Below are 14,213 nucleotides of genomic sequence, written 5' to 3'. Positions count from 1 at the left end.
GAATAAACGCCGATGAATATTGCTGGAGTTTCAGCACGTTTTATCGCACGGCAGGTACTGTCACACGTATATGAGTTGGCGGGATGCCGAACGAGAGTACGAGGACGAGGTAATCGGGGAGACGACACTTGGCCGCCTGTTCGAGGATACCGTCGAACGGAACGCGAACCGGCCGGCCCAGCAGTACAAGGGCGGAATCTACGACCGGTCGTTGACCGATTCGGTCCTTCCGGCCGCCGATTCCGGCGAGTTTCGCTCGATTTCTTACTCCGAGATGCGCGATATCGTCCGCAATGTCTCGGCAGGGTTTCACGACCTCGGAGTCGGTCAGGGCGATCGAGTCGGACTCTTCGCCAATACGCGAATGGAGTGGGCCCAGTGTGATTTTGCACTCTTGAGTGCGGGTGCCGTCATCACCACCGTCTACACGAGTTCCTCGCCCGATCAGGTCGAGTACCTCCTCGACGACCCGGACGCCTCCGCCGTCGTCGTCGAAAACGAGGACCTCCTCGAGAAGGTACTCACGGTCGAAGACGACCTCGACCTCGAGTTCATCGTCTCGATGGACGAAGTGTCGGGCTACGACGACCGCGACGACATCATGACCCTCGCGGACGTTTACGAGCGCGGCGAGGAGACGTTCGACCTCGAGGCCCACCAGGAACGCGTCGACGCGCCTGAGATGGACGACCTGGCGAGCCTGATCTACACGAGCGGAACGACGGGTCAGCCCAAGGGCGTCCAGTTGACCCACAAGAACTTTCGCTCGAACGTCAACGCGGTCCGAAAACGGTTCGCTCCGCGGCCGGACAAACCCGACGACGTTCCTGCACTCGACGAAGACTCGCTGGCGATGTCGTACCTGCCGCTGGCACACGTCTTCGAGCGGACGGCTGGACACTTCGTGCTCTTCGCGACCGGAGCCTGCGTCGCCTACGCGGAGGACCCGGACACCCTCCAAGAGGACTTCGCGACCGTTCAGCCGACGACGGCGACGAGCGTTCCGCGTGTGTACGAGAAGATTTACGACGGCATCCGCGAACAGGCCAGCGAATCCGGTGCCAAACGACGGATCTTCGAGTGGGCGACCGACGTCGGCGTCGAGTACCAGCGAGCGGACTCTCCGGGTCCGATCCTGAACGCGAAGCAACGCCTCGCGGACAAACTGGTCTTCTCGACCGTTCGCGAGGCGCTCGGCGGCGAGATCGAGTTGCTGATCAGCGGCGGCGGCAGCCTCTCGCCGGAGCTTTGCCAACTCTACCACGCGATGGGGCTCCCGATCTACGAGGGCTACGGCCTCACCGAAACGTCGCCAGTCGTCTCGACGAACCCGCCGGAAGCGGTCGAGATCGGCACCATCGGTCCGGCGCTCCCCGGCGTCGAACTGGACGTCGACGAGAGCGTCGCGGATCAGGAGGCGTTTGCGGACGATCCCGGCGACGTCGGTGAACTCCTCGTCAACGGCCCCAACGTTACGCAGGGGTACTGGAACAAGCCCGGCGCGACCGAAGGGGCGTTCACGGAAGACGACGACGGCGAGCGCTGGTTCCGAACCGGCGACATCGTTCACCTTCGACCCGACGGCTACCTCGAGTTCCGCGACCGAGTGAAACAGATCATCGTCCTCTCGACGGGGAAGAACGTCGCCCCCGGGCCGATCGAGGACGGCTTCGCGGCCAGCGAAGTCGTCGAGCAGTGTATGGTCGTCGGCAACGACGAGAAGTACATCGGCGCGCTGGTCGTCCCCAACACGGAGCACATCCGCGACTGGGCTGACGAGGAGGGCATCGACCTCCCCGACGACCTCGAGGAGATGTGTGACGACGAGCGCGTCCGCGAGTACGTCGGCGAGGAAGTCCAGCGAGTCAACGAGGACTTCGAGAAACACGAGACGATCAAGCGCTTCGAACTCGTCCCACAGGAGTTCACGGAAGAAAACGAGATGCTGACGCCGACGATGAAGAAGAAGCGCCGCGTCATCTTGGACGAGTTCGACGACCGCGTGGATCGGATCTACGAGGACGAGTAGGCGGCTTGCGCTGGCGGCGACGGTCGTCGTCGACCGGCCCCAATCCACAAGACAGATATCAGTGCTCGCGTGTCCACGGGTATGGTCCCTTCCCCTGCGTTGTCCCTCCAGACGACCGCCGACGCGCTTTTCCCCGGAACCACGGTCCGCTACTACTATCGAACCGGCGATTCGCTAGCGACCGTCGTCGACCGATCCGACCGATTCATCACCTTCCTCGGCACGGAGTGTGATGGCCGATTCACCTACGATCAGATCGACCGCCTATTTGCAGACGACCGACTCGAGGTCGTTCTCGACGACCGAACGCACGTTCCGGGAGACGACGTGACGACGCCGTCTTCGGCCGACTGACTCTCCCTCGAGTCGAGGGTGAACTCCGGGCTCTCGGCTGACTCACTCGAGTGGTTCGTAGTCGACTCACCCCACACAACTGTTTGCTCCGACGACAGGAACCGGTACCATTTTGCAGACGCGGACGGCACTAGTGTCCATATGAAACACGTCCGGGGACCACTGTGTACGATCGACGTTGGGGAGCAAACGAGTGACACCGAGGATATCGACGATGTCCTCGAGTCGTACCTCGGTGGTCGTGCGCTCGGAACGAAACTGGCCCACGATCGGGTTCCGTTCGACGTTGACCCGCTGGGTGCCCAGAACCGTCTGTATCTGGCGACGGGACCACTCCAGCACTCGACGATGAGCTTTACCGGCCGGATGTCCGCAACGGGTGTCTCGCCGCTCACCGACGGCCTCCTCTCCTCGAACGCGGGAGGATTCCTCTCGCGAAACTTCACCGGCACGGGCTACAGCGCCGTCGAGATTACCGGTTCGAGCGACGAACTGGTGATCGTCCACGTCACCGACGAGGGCGTCGAGTTCGAGGCCGTTCCGGATCTCGCAGAGGCGACCGTCACTGACACCTGCGAGTACATCGAGGACGAACACGGCCTCGAGGAAGATCACACGGTCGTCGTCGGCCCCGCCGGCGAGAACGAGGTGCGCTTCGCGTCGATCATGACCTCGCGTGAGCGCGCGTTCGGACGGGGCGGTCTCGGAGCCGTCCTCGGTGCGAAGAACGTGAAGGCGATCACGTTCGACGGCGACTCGACCAACGAAGTCGAGATTCCGCCGGTTCAGATGGAGATTCACGGCGAGGCCGCCCAGGCCGACCACCCGATGAAGGAGTCGGGAACGACCTCCGTCACGGAGTACGCGAACATGGTCGAAGCCCTCCCGACGCGGTACTTCTCGGAACTCTCCTTCGAAGGCGCAGCGGACATTGGGGGCGACGCCGTCGCCGAGAAGAAGTACAAGAAGGGGACCTGTTCGGCCTGTGCGTTCGCGTGCAAGCTGCCGACGAAAGACGAAGAGCGCGACGTCGTCACCGAAGGGCCGGAGTACGAGACGGTCATGGCGTTCGGCTCGAACTCGGGCGTGGACGACGTCGTCGACGTGATGAAATCGAACAAGCTCTGTGACGAACTCGGCCTCGACACCATTTCGGCGGGCGACGTCGTCGCGGCCTACCTCGAAAGCGAAGACGAGTTCGGCAACGTCGACCTGATCCACGACCTCGTCGAGAAAATCGCCTACCGCGAGGATGTCGGCGACACGCTCGCGGAGGGAATTGACGCCTTCCACGACGAACTCGGCGTCGAGAACTGGACGGTCAAGGGCATGGAGTTCCCCGCCCACGACGGGCGCACCCTCAACGGACAGGGACTCGCCTTCGCCACCTCGAATCGTGGTGCCGACCACATGTACGCCGAGTTCTACCCCTACGAGTACCCACTCGTCGACGCCGACGATGCCTTCGACAAGGACGGCCTCGAGGGCAAGCCGCCGAAGGTCATCGAACTCGAGAACATCAACGCGATCAAAGACAGCGGCGTCCTCTGTAAGTTCTCGCGGGACTTCATGACCCCCGAGCGCCTCGAGACCCTCCTCGACGCTGACTACGAGGAACTCCTCGAACTCGGCGGCGAGGTCGTCTCGCTCGAGCGTCACTTCAATAACCAGCGCGGCTTCGACCGCGGGGACGACACGCTGCCCTACGAAGTGCCGGAGTTCGAAACGGGACTCTCCGAGTACTACGAGGAGCGCGAGTGGAACGACGACGGCACGGTGCCAGCCGAACGCTTCGACTCGAGTGCGGCGAGCGCACCCGCAGACGACTGAGCGGCGGCTGTCGGTCGCCGTCGGTGACTTTCAGACGTTCGCGTGTCGATTTTCGATCTGTGTTTTGGGACAAAAACTGAGTTGCCGAGGCCGACCGACCGTCGACGCTACCGCGATCCTTGGTCGACGGCGTCGTCGTCTTGGTTGCCCCACTCGCCGCGATCTGCTCCCCACTCGTCGCCATCGCCTCCGTCGCTAGCGCTCTCCGTTTCGGTCCACGCATCGTCGCTCGTCCCGTCCCATTCGGCGTCGCCGGGGTCCGGCCGGTCGTCTCCCCGAGAGCGAAGCGGCGAATCATCGGCCCTCGAGGGGTGAATGTTGTAGTTCTGGCCCTTGTAGGGATCTTCTTCGGGTTTATAATCGAGTTCGCTGCGCTCGAAGATGTAGATGAAGAAGCCAAAAATCGGGATACAGAACGTGATCGCCGCCCACTTCTTCGGTGGCTCGAGGCCGACCTTCCCGGCGTCGTGGTAGACGAACGCGGTGAGCGCGAGGTGCCAGGTAAGCGGGATGACGACGATCGCCGCCAACAGGATGTCGCTCATACCCGTGTGTTCGGGCCGGAACTATCTAAACGTCCGGCCGTACGGTTGGCTCGAGCGTGCGGAGGAGGGTTCGGGCCTCGAGTGGATTCGTGGAGGACGATAGCAGTGGAGCAGTCACTGAGACGGGGGGTATACCGATTCCACCGCTGTTATACCGCTATCCTCTTGTTTCAGGGGCGTAATTAGTACGATCGATATTGATGACTCAGCCAGTCGAAGGCGAGACGAGAACGTTCGAGCGAACGTTTACGGTCGAAGACGTCCAGCAGTTTGGCGAACTCACCGGTGACGATCAGTCACGTCACACTGAACCGGACGAAAACGGGCGAGTGATGGTTCAGGGGTTACTGACTGCGACATTGCCGACGAAACTGGGTAGCGATAACGACGTGTTGGCCAGCACGATGGAACTCGACTTTCGTCGACCGGTTTTTACCGGCGAACGGATCACCTGCCGGTCGACGTACGATACGGTCGTCGAACGAGATGACCGCTACGAGTTCACGAGCGACGTCGTTTGCGAGAACGACGACGGTGACACCGTGTTGACCACGACGACCGAGGGCCTCATCTGGAAGGACGAGTGACTCAATCGCGATTGCTACCGGTGTCCGTGGTTTTTGATAGAGGTTGGTAACGATGAGCCGTCCCTTTGGGCAACGAGAGAAATCGACGTTGTGCACACGGCAACAGGGATTTCCACGTCCTCCGGTTCGAGTTATTCGTCGGCGTCGAGATAGCCGAGAACGCCGCGCGCGTTCATCACCGCTTCCGCACTCGCTTTCTCTGCTCCCCACGTGTCGGCCATCTCGCTCGAGGCCGCGAAGTGTTCGAGAACGGCCTCGTCGCCCTCGAGTTCCTCCCGTTTCGATTCGACTTCATCGACCCACTCGGTGAGGACGGTGGCGTACTCCTCGAGTGCGGCCTCGGCGTTGTCGCCGACCGCTCGCGGGCCGAAGTGAGTGTAGAGGAGCACGTCTGGGTCGAGTTCCTGCAGCATCTCGACGTCCGCAAGACACTCCTCGAGGTCGAAGTCGGAGGGTGGAGAAGTCTCCGTGATCGTCTCGGGACCGGGTGCCCAGATACCCGCGGCGTCGCCGACGAAGACGGCGTCGTTCGCGGGATCTTCGTAGACCAGTTGGTGGAACGCGTGGCCGGGTGCGTGGTGGGCCCTGAGTTCGTGCGTCCCGAGGTCGATGACGTCCCCCTCCTCGACGCTGACGATTCGGTCCTCGTCGATGGGCAACGGGTCGACGTAGTACTGCCACTGGTCACCGACGGCGGCTTTCGTTCCGGCGACCAGTTTCGAGGGGTCCGCGAGCAGCGAGGTCCCGGGTGCGGGAACGTAGACGTCCGCGTTCGGGCACGCCTCGGCGAGGAGGCCAGCGCCGCCGGCGTGGTCGAGGTGAATGTGCGTGACGACGATGGCCGCGAGGTCTTCGTAGGCGATCTCGAGTTCCTCGAGGGCCTCGAGAATGAGTTCGTGGTTCGTCCCGAGTCCCGTCTCGACGACGGCCGGGTTGTCGTCGTCGACGATGTAGACGCCACCGTAGCCGGCCGTCTCGTACATCCCAGTGTCGAGGAAGTAGCAGTCCGTACACTCGCCCGCCGTCACTTCCTGTACGTCGCCGATAGCCGAATCCATACCCGTATCCTCACGGCTGTACGGTTAAAAGCTCGTTTCCCGGTGACAACGCAATAGTGCCACCCGTCGGCCGGTTACCCTCGTCCGTTGGCCTTACCCTCGTCCGTTGGCCGGTACACCCTTTAGCGCGCGTCGTGTTACTAACGATAGATGTGGGTGGTTGGACCGGTCGAACCGATGGTGAGGGGCCGATGAGCACCGTTCGTGCGCTCTGCCAGGCAGGCCAGGCGAAATTGTCGTGGCTCGTCAGCGGATTCGGCCTGCTCTCGATCGCGGTCTTTCTCGGCTGGGCGGTCTGGTTTCGTTCGGTGCTCGATACGACAGCGATCGCGCTCAGCATGGTCACGATTGCCGCTCCCGCACTCGGACTCGTCTGGGGCGGATACCGCCTCGAGCGAAGTCAGATCGGCGTCGATCGCTACTGCCGGGTCGTCTACTGGACGACAGCTGTCGGACTCGGATTTTTGGCGATCAATCTCGCGATGATCGTCCTCTTTCCGTGGTACTCATTCGCCGGCGACGTCGCCTGGGCGCACTTCGCCGTGAACACCGGTGCAATCGCTGGATTCACGTTCGGATTCATCGAAGCACGAGCGATCCAACGCGAAGTCGAGGCGACGGCCGTAGCCGTCCGGGCGGAGCGACTCGAGGACGAACGCGAGGTGTTGACGTATCTAAACGACCTCCTCCGTCACGAGGTACTCAACAGCGCTCAGATAATCAGCGGGCACGCGTCGTTGTTGCTCGAGGAGGTGGGCGACGAACATCGCCATCGCTCGAGTCTCGAGACGATCGACCGCGAGAGCGAGGGACTCACCGACGTGATCGACGACGTGCGAGCGATGTTGAACGCCAGCCAAACGCAGGACCCGACGACGAGCGTCGACCTGAGCGCGCTGGTACGCGAGGAGGTGCAGTCTTTTAACGAACGGTTCGACCACCTTGAGATCGAGACGACGATTCCCGACGACGTGGCCGTCAGCGCGAACAGCGGCGTTAAGTGGATCGTCATCAACCTCCTCGAGAACGCGCTCGAGCACAACGACAGCGACAGGCCACACGTCACGGTCACCGTGACGACGACAGCCGACACAGCAACTGTCGAAGTCGCGGATAACGGTCCTGGGATTTCCGAGGAGACCCGACGGACGCTGTTCGAGCGAAAGTCACGAAATCACGGGCTTGGACTGTACCTCGTCCACATTCTGTCGAATCGGTACGGCGGTTGTGTCGAGTTGAACGAGACCAGCCCCGACGGCTCGAGGTTCACCGTTACGTTGCCACGGGCCGGTACCGACGGTCGTGGTGCGAACGGTACCGGCGAAGCGGACGATACTGACAACACGGACGTCACTGACGACACGGGTAAGTCGGCATCGACGAACCGATCCGCGAGGACTGCTGCCGGCGACGGGTAAGCCTCAGCGGTCGTCTCGACAGTCTTTCCACTCGCCGATCCCCGACGGGTCGAGGTGGACGTGTGCGTCACCGACGTCCTCGAGCGCGCGAAGTCGATCGATCAGGTCCGACTCGATGTCGTGTGCCTGTCGGAACGGCATGTCGCCGTCGACCTCGACGTGCACTTCGACCTCGAGGACGGGACCGTCATAGAAGACGGTGAGATCGTGGACGCCCTGCACGTTGGGGTGCTCACGGAGCGTTTCGGTAATCTCGCCTCGCTTCTCGGGGTGGGGTGCCGCACCGATGAGGTAATCGACGTTCTCGCGGCTGATCTCGACGCCCTGATAGACGACCAGAACGCTCACGAGTGCGCCGGCGAGGGGATCGAGCAGCGGAAAGCCGAGCAACACGCCGATGACCCCGACGACGGCGGCGAAGGAGGTGTAGATGTCGTTCAGACAGTCCGTCGCGAGCGCTTTGAGCGCCGTCGAGTCGAGGTCCTCGTTGACGAGGGACGTGTAGCGGTAGACGAGGTGCATATCCAGGATCGCGAACGCCAGCGCGCCGAGCAACAACGGGTGAAAAACGACGTCGACGCCCTGAAGGATCCCCTGAGCCGACTCGTAGAGCAGATTCAATCCGAGGAGCGCGATCATCGCACCGACGAACAGCGCGGTCAGCGGTTCGATCCGGTCGTGGCCGTGGGGGTGCGTATCGTCGGGTTCGTCGTAGGAACTGCGCCCCCAGATCAAGACCACGCCGCTCGCGACCAGGTCCGCGATCGAGTGGGCCGCGTCGGCGATCAGCGCGACGCTGCCGAAGGCTAATCCGACGGCCCCCTCGACGACGATTTTCGCTGCGTTCCCGAGGACGTTGACCCACGACGCTCGAGTAAACCCACGTCGCTCGTCCTCGGTGATTGCCATCGTCTGGTTTAGAGCAAGTCTAAACTTGGGTCTTTTCCTTCTGTGTCGGCCATCGCGACCCGCTACGGTCAGGAGACCGTCATCGGAGTCGTGAGACCGTAATTCTGAAGCCACTGGTGTGTGAACCTCGACACAACTGGGCGATGGGGCCCGCCTAATCCAACTGCCGACTGCCTCGCGTCGGGCCCTCACCGACCGCGAGGACGGCTGACGGTCCCTGTACCACCATCAGCCATGGCAGACCACCCCCTCGTTCGACTCGAGACGCTCGCCCTGATCGCCATCGGCGGCTTCGCTGGCGCGAATCTCCGGTACTTCGCACTCGGCGCGTTCACCGAGATACAGGCCGTTTTGCTGGCCAACGTGCTCGGCTGCTTCCTGCTCGGCTTTCTCGTCTACGAGGCCGAATACACGGGATACGTCGGGAGCAGATCCCGAACCGTCTTCACGACCGGTTTTCTCTCGTCGCTGACGACCTACAGCACGTTCGCCGTCCAGTCGTCGCTGGCGGCCGACCCGTTCCTCTTCGTCGCTATCGTCGCCGGAAACTACGGACTCGGCTTCGCCGCCGTCATCGCGAGTCGCGAACTCGCCCGGCAGTTTCGCGACAGCGGTGACGTGAGCACAACCGAGGGTGAGACGGCGTGAGCGTCGAGTCGATAGTGGGCCTCGCGTTCGAGCCCGAACCGGCACACGTCGTCGGCACCGGCGGTGCGATCGGCGCCCTGTTACGCCACTGGGTCTACCTCCAGTTCTCGAGCGAGCGCTTCCCGTGGCCGACGCTCGCGGTCAACGTGCTCGGCAGTTTCGTCTTCGGGCTGGCGACATTTCTGGGCGCGGGCGACACGACGATCCAACTGGTCGGCATCGGCATCTGCGGGGCGTTTACGACCTTCTCATCGTTTTCCGTCGAAACCGTCCAGCTCTACGAACGCGGCGATCGACTCCTCGCCGTGGCGAACGCCGCGGGCAACCTCGGCCTCTCGCTGTGTGCGATCGCCCTCGCCTGGGGAGTCGTCTCGGTCGGAGTCGTTTGAAACTCGAGTCGACGCAACGCACGCCGAAACCCCGTTTCGAATGCCGTCGCCGATTGCTCGAGACCGTGTGCGAAAAGAAAAGGTTCCGTTCTGAATCGCGTTCGAATCAGACCAGATGACCGAGCAGCAGCGTCGCCATCCCGAAGTAGATCACCAGCGCGGTGATGTCCTTGACCGTCGTGACGAGCGGGTCGGAGACGGCCGCCGGGTCGTAGCCCAGTTTGTGGGCGATCCACGGCACGACGTAGCCGACCGTGCTCGCGATCGTACAGACGGCTGCGAGGGAGACGAACAACACGGCGCTCACGGAGAGTACGTCGCCGTGCGTTGCGAGGGGTTCCTCGAGGCCGCGGACGTACATCAGGTAGAGGTACGCCGCCGCGGAGCCGATTGCGCCGATGATGACGCCGATCGTCAGACCAACGCCAGCCTCACGCCTGAAATGGCGCATCGCGTTTCGGTCGTCGATGTGGCCGACGGCGAGGCCGCGGACGAAAATCGTCGAGGCCTGCGTGCCGACGTTGCCACCCATGTCCATAATGACGGGGATGAAAAAGCCGAGCACGATGATGGCCTCGAGGGTCTCCTCGAAGCCTTCGATGACCAGTCCGGCGGTGAGTCCGCCGGCGAGTGCAACGAGCAACCACGGCAAGCGCAGCCGCAGAATTTTCGTGATCGAGGACTCGAGGATCGCCGTCGAACGACTGGCTTCGACATCGGCGAACGAGAAACCGGCGCTCTTCATGATGTCTTCGGTCGCTTCCTCCTCGACGACATCGATCATGTCGTCGGTTCGCAAGACGCCGACTAACACGCCGTCGTCGTCGACGACCGGCAGAGCTGGAAAGTCCCGTTCGGCCATCTCGCTCGCGGCGTACTCCGGATCAGCGGTGGCGTTGATCGTAATGAGGTCGGTCGACATGTGCGCCTCGACGACATCGTCTTCGGGTGCGTTGAGTAGCTCCCGGAGTGACATGACGCCGACGAGTCGGCCGGAGTTGTCGGTGACGTAGAGATAATAGACGGTCGTTTCGTCAGAGTCGGGTTCGAACGCGCGGAACTCCTCGATCGCGGTGTCGACGAACGTTTCCTGGGTGACAGCGACGTACTCGTCGTCGACCATCTCTTCTGCCCGATCCGCGTGGAACTCGAGGTCGGGGTTATTCGCCTCCATACACCTCACCGCGGCTGTGCGAGCGAATGACTCCTGCAAACTCTCCCTGAAGCAGGTCGAGGATCAGGTCCTCGAGCGTCCGAGTGAATTCGTAACCGGCAGCGACGAGTTCGGTATCGTTGATGGCAGTTCCATCTCGACTGCTGTGATTGGTGTGCAGCATGCAAATAATCGATTATTAGAACAGGCTAAAAATAAGTTCTACTTCGACTAACATCGACACAGAGGCCCGTGGATATCGGTAACAACCAACAGGTGTCGAGATCGAGACAGACCGAAAACGGCGTCCAGTGCCGGTACGTTTAACATCAGACTCAGTGACTCACTGGTATGAGCGTTCGCGGCGACTTCTGGGCAATCTACCGAGAGGCCCTGCCGATTCTGGTGATCGCCCTCGGCGGTGGACTGTTCGCTGGCATCGTGCTCGAGGGGCTCGTCGATAGTATCGAACGGTTCCCCGGCCTCTTCGTCATGATTCCTGTGTTTCTGGCAACTCGCGGGAACGTCTACGGCGCACTCGGCGGCCGAATCGCCAGCGGGCTCCACCAGGGACTGATCGAACCCCGCTTCGAGTGGAACGAACGGCTGACCAACGCCGTGTTGGCGTCGTTCGTCAACGGCATCGGGATCTCGGTCGTCATCGGTGCGCTCACCTGGTTCGCTCTCGAGTGGGTGTTGGGCTGGGACGACGTCGCCGCTCTGTACGAACTCGTCGGGATCATGTTGGTCGCTGGTGTGTTGACCTCGTTCGTCATGATCGCCGGCTTGCTCGCGTTGATCTTTGCGGGCTATCGATACGGCTACGATCCTGACAACCTCGTCGGCCCAGTCGTTACGACGCTCGGCGACATCTTCGGGATGTTGTTCTTACTGTTCGCCGTTGGGACGATGGAGGTATTGCTCTGATGGTCGTTCCACAGGGCTCACTCGGGACGTGGGACTGGAAGTCGATCGTCGGAAACATGTTTCCGCTGCTCATCGTGCTCTCGGCCATCGTCCTCTGGGCGGGGATCACCCTCGAGTCCGCAGAGGACATGATCGAGGAAATCGCTATCCTCGCGGTGATGGTTCCGACGATGGTCGACATGGGCGGAAACCTCGGGGCGATTTTGAGCTCCCGACTCTCGACGCGCTTTCACCTGGGGACCACCGAACTCGATCCGCGCGACCGAGAACTCTGGGCTGACATCGCGGCGATCCTCGCGCTTGCAGTAACGATATTCACGGCCCTCGCGATCGGTGCCGGTGTGATCGATATCGTCCTCTTCGGCGGGGCCGTCGGGTTTCCGTCGCTGCTGTTCATCTCGCTCGTCAGCGGCATGTCCGTCGCCGTCATCGCGATCGTCTTCAGCTTCGCCGCAACCTACGGCTCCTATCGGCTGGGGATCGATCCAGACGACACGACGATTCCAATCGTCACGAACGTCGTCGACGTCTTCGGTATGGTCATCTTCATCGGCGTTTCCGCAAGCGTCCTCGGATTCTAAGCGACTCGAACCGTAACTTCCCCGTTGAGACGGGCGTATTCCGGGACTGAGTGGCCGTCTGTCAGGCGTCTGACTGAGATTCAAATAGCATGCTGTTGGCCACATGGTATGGCCTCACACGTCACCACTCATCACGAACGAGCGACTCGAGTCCGCCCGCACGCACGCGTCATCAACCACCAGCGCGCCGACGATCACCGACGCACCGACAGTCGAGGACAAGGACACCGACAGCTCGCCGAGCGAGGAAACGCATGATTCCGTCGTTTCAAACGAGTCGCGTCCCACTCGCCGTAAAAACCGGCGTCCCCCTCCTCGTCGCCATCGCCGTCGCCCTCCTCGGGGCGCTCGTCTACCTCGAGTTGGTCGCGATTCTCACGACGAACACGTGAGATGCGAACGCGCGAGTACGCGAGCCGTGAACGCGCAAGTACGTAAACAACAGTCGGCAGGACAGATACGCGACTGTGAAAGCGACTCAGACCGTCGAGAGCGCGTCGAAGGCGTCCGCAGCCGTCCGCGTTCCTTTCGAGATGAGCACGTCGCCGCCGCGCAGTTCGGCGTCCGAGTCCGCGACCAACAGCCAGCCGTCACCGGGACGGCGAATCGCGATCACCGACATCGTCGACTCGACGTCGGGAACGCCCGCGACCACAGCGGTCCCGTCGAGTTCGCTCTCGGGTTTGACCTCGACTCGCGTAATGATCTCGTCGCTCTCTTGAACCGCCTGCTGGACGACCGGGTGGACGTCGATATCCCGAAGGACGCCCTCGCTGATGTCGACCGCCGCGTCGCTTATTACCTCCGTGCTGGTTCCGAGGCGAATGAGCCCACGCAAGACAACCGGATTGTCCGCATCTGCGGCCGCGCGCAACGTCCACGCCTCGAATCGTGACTGCATCGCGTCGACTTCGACCTCGAGGTTACGAACTTCCTCTGCTAACTCTGCGCTGTCGAACAAGACGCTGCTGTAAGCCAGATCGACCGCTAGCTCGGAGAGGTTCTTCATGTGGACGATCGTATCGACCGCTCGCTCGAGATCCGGAATACCCGGGTCGTCGATCGTCGGGGGCTCGAACGTCTCACCGGTGAGTTCCGTACAGACCTCACCGATCGCCGGGTCGGGTCCGCGAAGGAGCGCGACGTCATCTCCCTCGATGGTCGTCTCCGGCCCGGGATTGAGCAGCCACTCGTCCCCGCGACGGAGGGCAATCACGCGAACGCCCGTTTCGGACTCGAGGTCGATATCCGCGAGCGTTCGACCTGCGTACGCGGAGTTCGGGTCGACGACGCCTCGAACGAGGGTTTCGGCGGCTTCCGGAAGCGCCGCCCGCATCGCATCGGGCAGTCCCATCTCCTCTAAGACGATCTTCGCGATGTCGCCGGCCGCATCGCTGATCGAGTCCGTTGCCGCGACGATCCCTAACACCGGCGCGAGTTCTTCAGCGTCCGCCGGCTTCCGGACGGCCATCATAAGGCTCATCCGCGCGCGAAGCTCGAGGACGTTCATTCGCTCTTCTAAGCGCAATACTTCGTGTGCGAGGTCCGCGTTTCGGTGAAGGACGGCCGAATACGAGAGGTCGATGAGCAACTCTGCGGTGTCTTTCATCTCGACGAGGACGTCCTTGACGCTGACGGGCTCGTACTCGACCGATGCCGACGACGCTTCGCCCTCGAGCGGGTCCATACGCGAAACCCCGTCCCGTACCGAAAAAAGCGTTTCCCGCGACTCGCCATATTCGCCCCGGATTTTCACCAACTGCGACAATCGCCACTAGAACTGCC

Annotated in this window: 16 protein-coding genes; 10 read left to right on the top strand and 6 right to left on the bottom strand. The window is 62.2% G+C overall.

The features are described from left to right. Positions 1–70: 70 nt before the first annotated feature. The 3 genes from BLW62_RS14020 to BLW62_RS14010 all read left to right on the top strand — a co-directional run bounded on the left by BLW62_RS14020 (position 71) and on the right by BLW62_RS14010 (position 4,213). Positions 71–2,029, top strand: coding sequence for an AMP-dependent synthetase/ligase (locus tag BLW62_RS14020; RefSeq protein WP_090507680.1), 1,959 nt, complete (start codon positions 71–73; stop codon positions 2,027–2,029). Positions 2,030–2,110: 81 nt separating this feature from the next. Continuing rightward, complete coding sequence (locus BLW62_RS14015; RefSeq protein WP_090507679.1) at positions 2,111–2,383, top strand: hypothetical protein; 273 nt, start codon at positions 2,111–2,113, stop codon at positions 2,381–2,383. A 141-nt stretch (positions 2,384–2,524) separates the two neighbouring features. Further along, positions 2,525–4,213: an aldehyde ferredoxin oxidoreductase family protein gene (locus tag BLW62_RS14010; protein ID WP_090507678.1), complete on the top strand. Its 1,689-nt coding sequence runs from the start codon at positions 2,525–2,527 to the stop codon at positions 4,211–4,213. A 107-nt stretch (positions 4,214–4,320) separates the two neighbouring features. On the opposite strand, the gene BLW62_RS14005 is transcribed toward BLW62_RS14010, so the two are convergent. Continuing rightward, entirely contained in the window at positions 4,321–4,758 is a 438-nt protein-coding gene (locus BLW62_RS14005; RefSeq protein WP_090507677.1) for a hypothetical protein, read from the bottom strand. 200 nt (positions 4,759–4,958) lie between these two features. On the opposite strand from BLW62_RS14005, the gene BLW62_RS14000 reads away from it, so the two are divergent. After that, positions 4,959–5,345 (top strand): hotdog family protein, encoded by a 387-nt coding sequence (locus tag BLW62_RS14000; protein WP_090507676.1) that lies wholly within the window; start codon positions 4,959–4,961, stop codon positions 5,343–5,345. A 131-nt stretch (positions 5,346–5,476) separates the two neighbouring features. Here BLW62_RS14000 and BLW62_RS13995 read toward each other — a convergent pair whose 3' ends face one another. Further along, on the bottom strand, positions 5,477–6,403 hold the full coding sequence (locus BLW62_RS13995) for an MBL fold metallo-hydrolase (RefSeq protein ID WP_090507675.1): 927 nt from the start codon (positions 6,401–6,403) through the stop codon (positions 5,477–5,479). A gap of 191 nt (positions 6,404–6,594) precedes the next feature. On the opposite strand from BLW62_RS13995, the gene BLW62_RS13990 reads away from it, so the two are divergent. Continuing rightward, positions 6,595–7,821, top strand: coding sequence for a sensor histidine kinase (locus tag BLW62_RS13990; RefSeq protein WP_090507674.1), 1,227 nt, complete (start codon positions 6,595–6,597; stop codon positions 7,819–7,821). A 3-nt stretch (positions 7,822–7,824) separates the two neighbouring features. On the opposite strand, the gene BLW62_RS13985 is transcribed toward BLW62_RS13990, so the two are convergent. After that, positions 7,825–8,730, bottom strand: a complete 906-nt coding sequence (locus BLW62_RS13985) for a cation diffusion facilitator family transporter (protein WP_090507673.1) — start codon at positions 8,728–8,730, stop codon at positions 7,825–7,827. Positions 8,731–8,964: 234 nt separating this feature from the next. Between BLW62_RS13985 and BLW62_RS13980 the strand changes: the two genes are divergently transcribed. Both BLW62_RS13980 and BLW62_RS13975 read left to right on the top strand, forming a co-directional pair. Then, positions 8,965–9,378, top strand: coding sequence for a fluoride efflux transporter FluC (locus tag BLW62_RS13980; protein WP_090507672.1), 414 nt, complete (start codon positions 8,965–8,967; stop codon positions 9,376–9,378). Continuing rightward, a complete protein-coding gene (locus BLW62_RS13975) occupies positions 9,375–9,767 on the top strand; it encodes a fluoride efflux transporter FluC (protein ID WP_090507671.1) in 393 nt (130 codons plus the stop codon). The genes BLW62_RS13980 and BLW62_RS13975 overlap by 4 nt, the downstream gene beginning before the upstream one ends. A gap of 106 nt (positions 9,768–9,873) precedes the next feature. On the opposite strand, the gene mgtE is transcribed toward BLW62_RS13975, so the two are convergent. Together mgtE and BLW62_RS18770 are read right to left on the bottom strand one after the other, a co-directional pair. Further along, positions 9,874–10,941 carry a magnesium transporter gene (gene mgtE / locus BLW62_RS13970; RefSeq protein ID WP_090507670.1) on the bottom strand — a complete coding sequence of 356 codons (1,068 nt, stop codon included), beginning with the start codon at positions 10,939–10,941 and terminating at the stop codon, positions 9,874–9,876. Continuing rightward, positions 10,928–11,104 (bottom strand): hypothetical protein, encoded by a 177-nt coding sequence (locus BLW62_RS18770; protein WP_175459758.1) that lies wholly within the window; start codon positions 11,102–11,104, stop codon positions 10,928–10,930. Before BLW62_RS18770 ends, mgtE begins: the two co-directional genes overlap by 14 nt. 167 nt (positions 11,105–11,271) lie before the next feature. Here BLW62_RS18770 and BLW62_RS13965 point away from each other — a divergent pair, with 167 nt between their 5' ends. From BLW62_RS13965 to BLW62_RS18765, 3 genes are all read left to right on the top strand, one after another. Further along, entirely contained in the window at positions 11,272–11,847 is a 576-nt protein-coding gene (locus BLW62_RS13965; protein WP_090507669.1) for a magnesium transporter, read from the top strand. Then, positions 11,847–12,428: a magnesium transporter gene (locus BLW62_RS13960; protein ID WP_090507668.1), complete on the top strand. Its 582-nt coding sequence runs from the start codon at positions 11,847–11,849 to the stop codon at positions 12,426–12,428. Before BLW62_RS13965 ends, BLW62_RS13960 begins: the two co-directional genes overlap by 1 nt. A gap of 254 nt (positions 12,429–12,682) precedes the next feature. Continuing rightward, positions 12,683–12,820, top strand: a complete 138-nt coding sequence (locus BLW62_RS18765; RefSeq protein ID WP_175459757.1) for a hypothetical protein — start codon at positions 12,683–12,685, stop codon at positions 12,818–12,820. Between the two features lie 86 nt (positions 12,821–12,906). On the opposite strand, the gene BLW62_RS13955 is transcribed toward BLW62_RS18765, so the two are convergent. Next, positions 12,907–14,115: a potassium channel family protein gene (locus tag BLW62_RS13955; protein WP_090507667.1), complete on the bottom strand. Its 1,209-nt coding sequence runs from the start codon at positions 14,113–14,115 to the stop codon at positions 12,907–12,909. Positions 14,116–14,213: the final 98 nt, after the last annotated feature.

Origin of the sequence: Natronorubrum sediminis (assembly GCF_900108095.1) — an archaeon.
Taxonomy (GTDB): domain Archaea; phylum Halobacteriota; class Halobacteria; order Halobacteriales; family Natrialbaceae; genus Natronorubrum; species Natronorubrum sediminis.
This window is presented reverse-complemented; position numbering and strand designations above follow the sequence as displayed.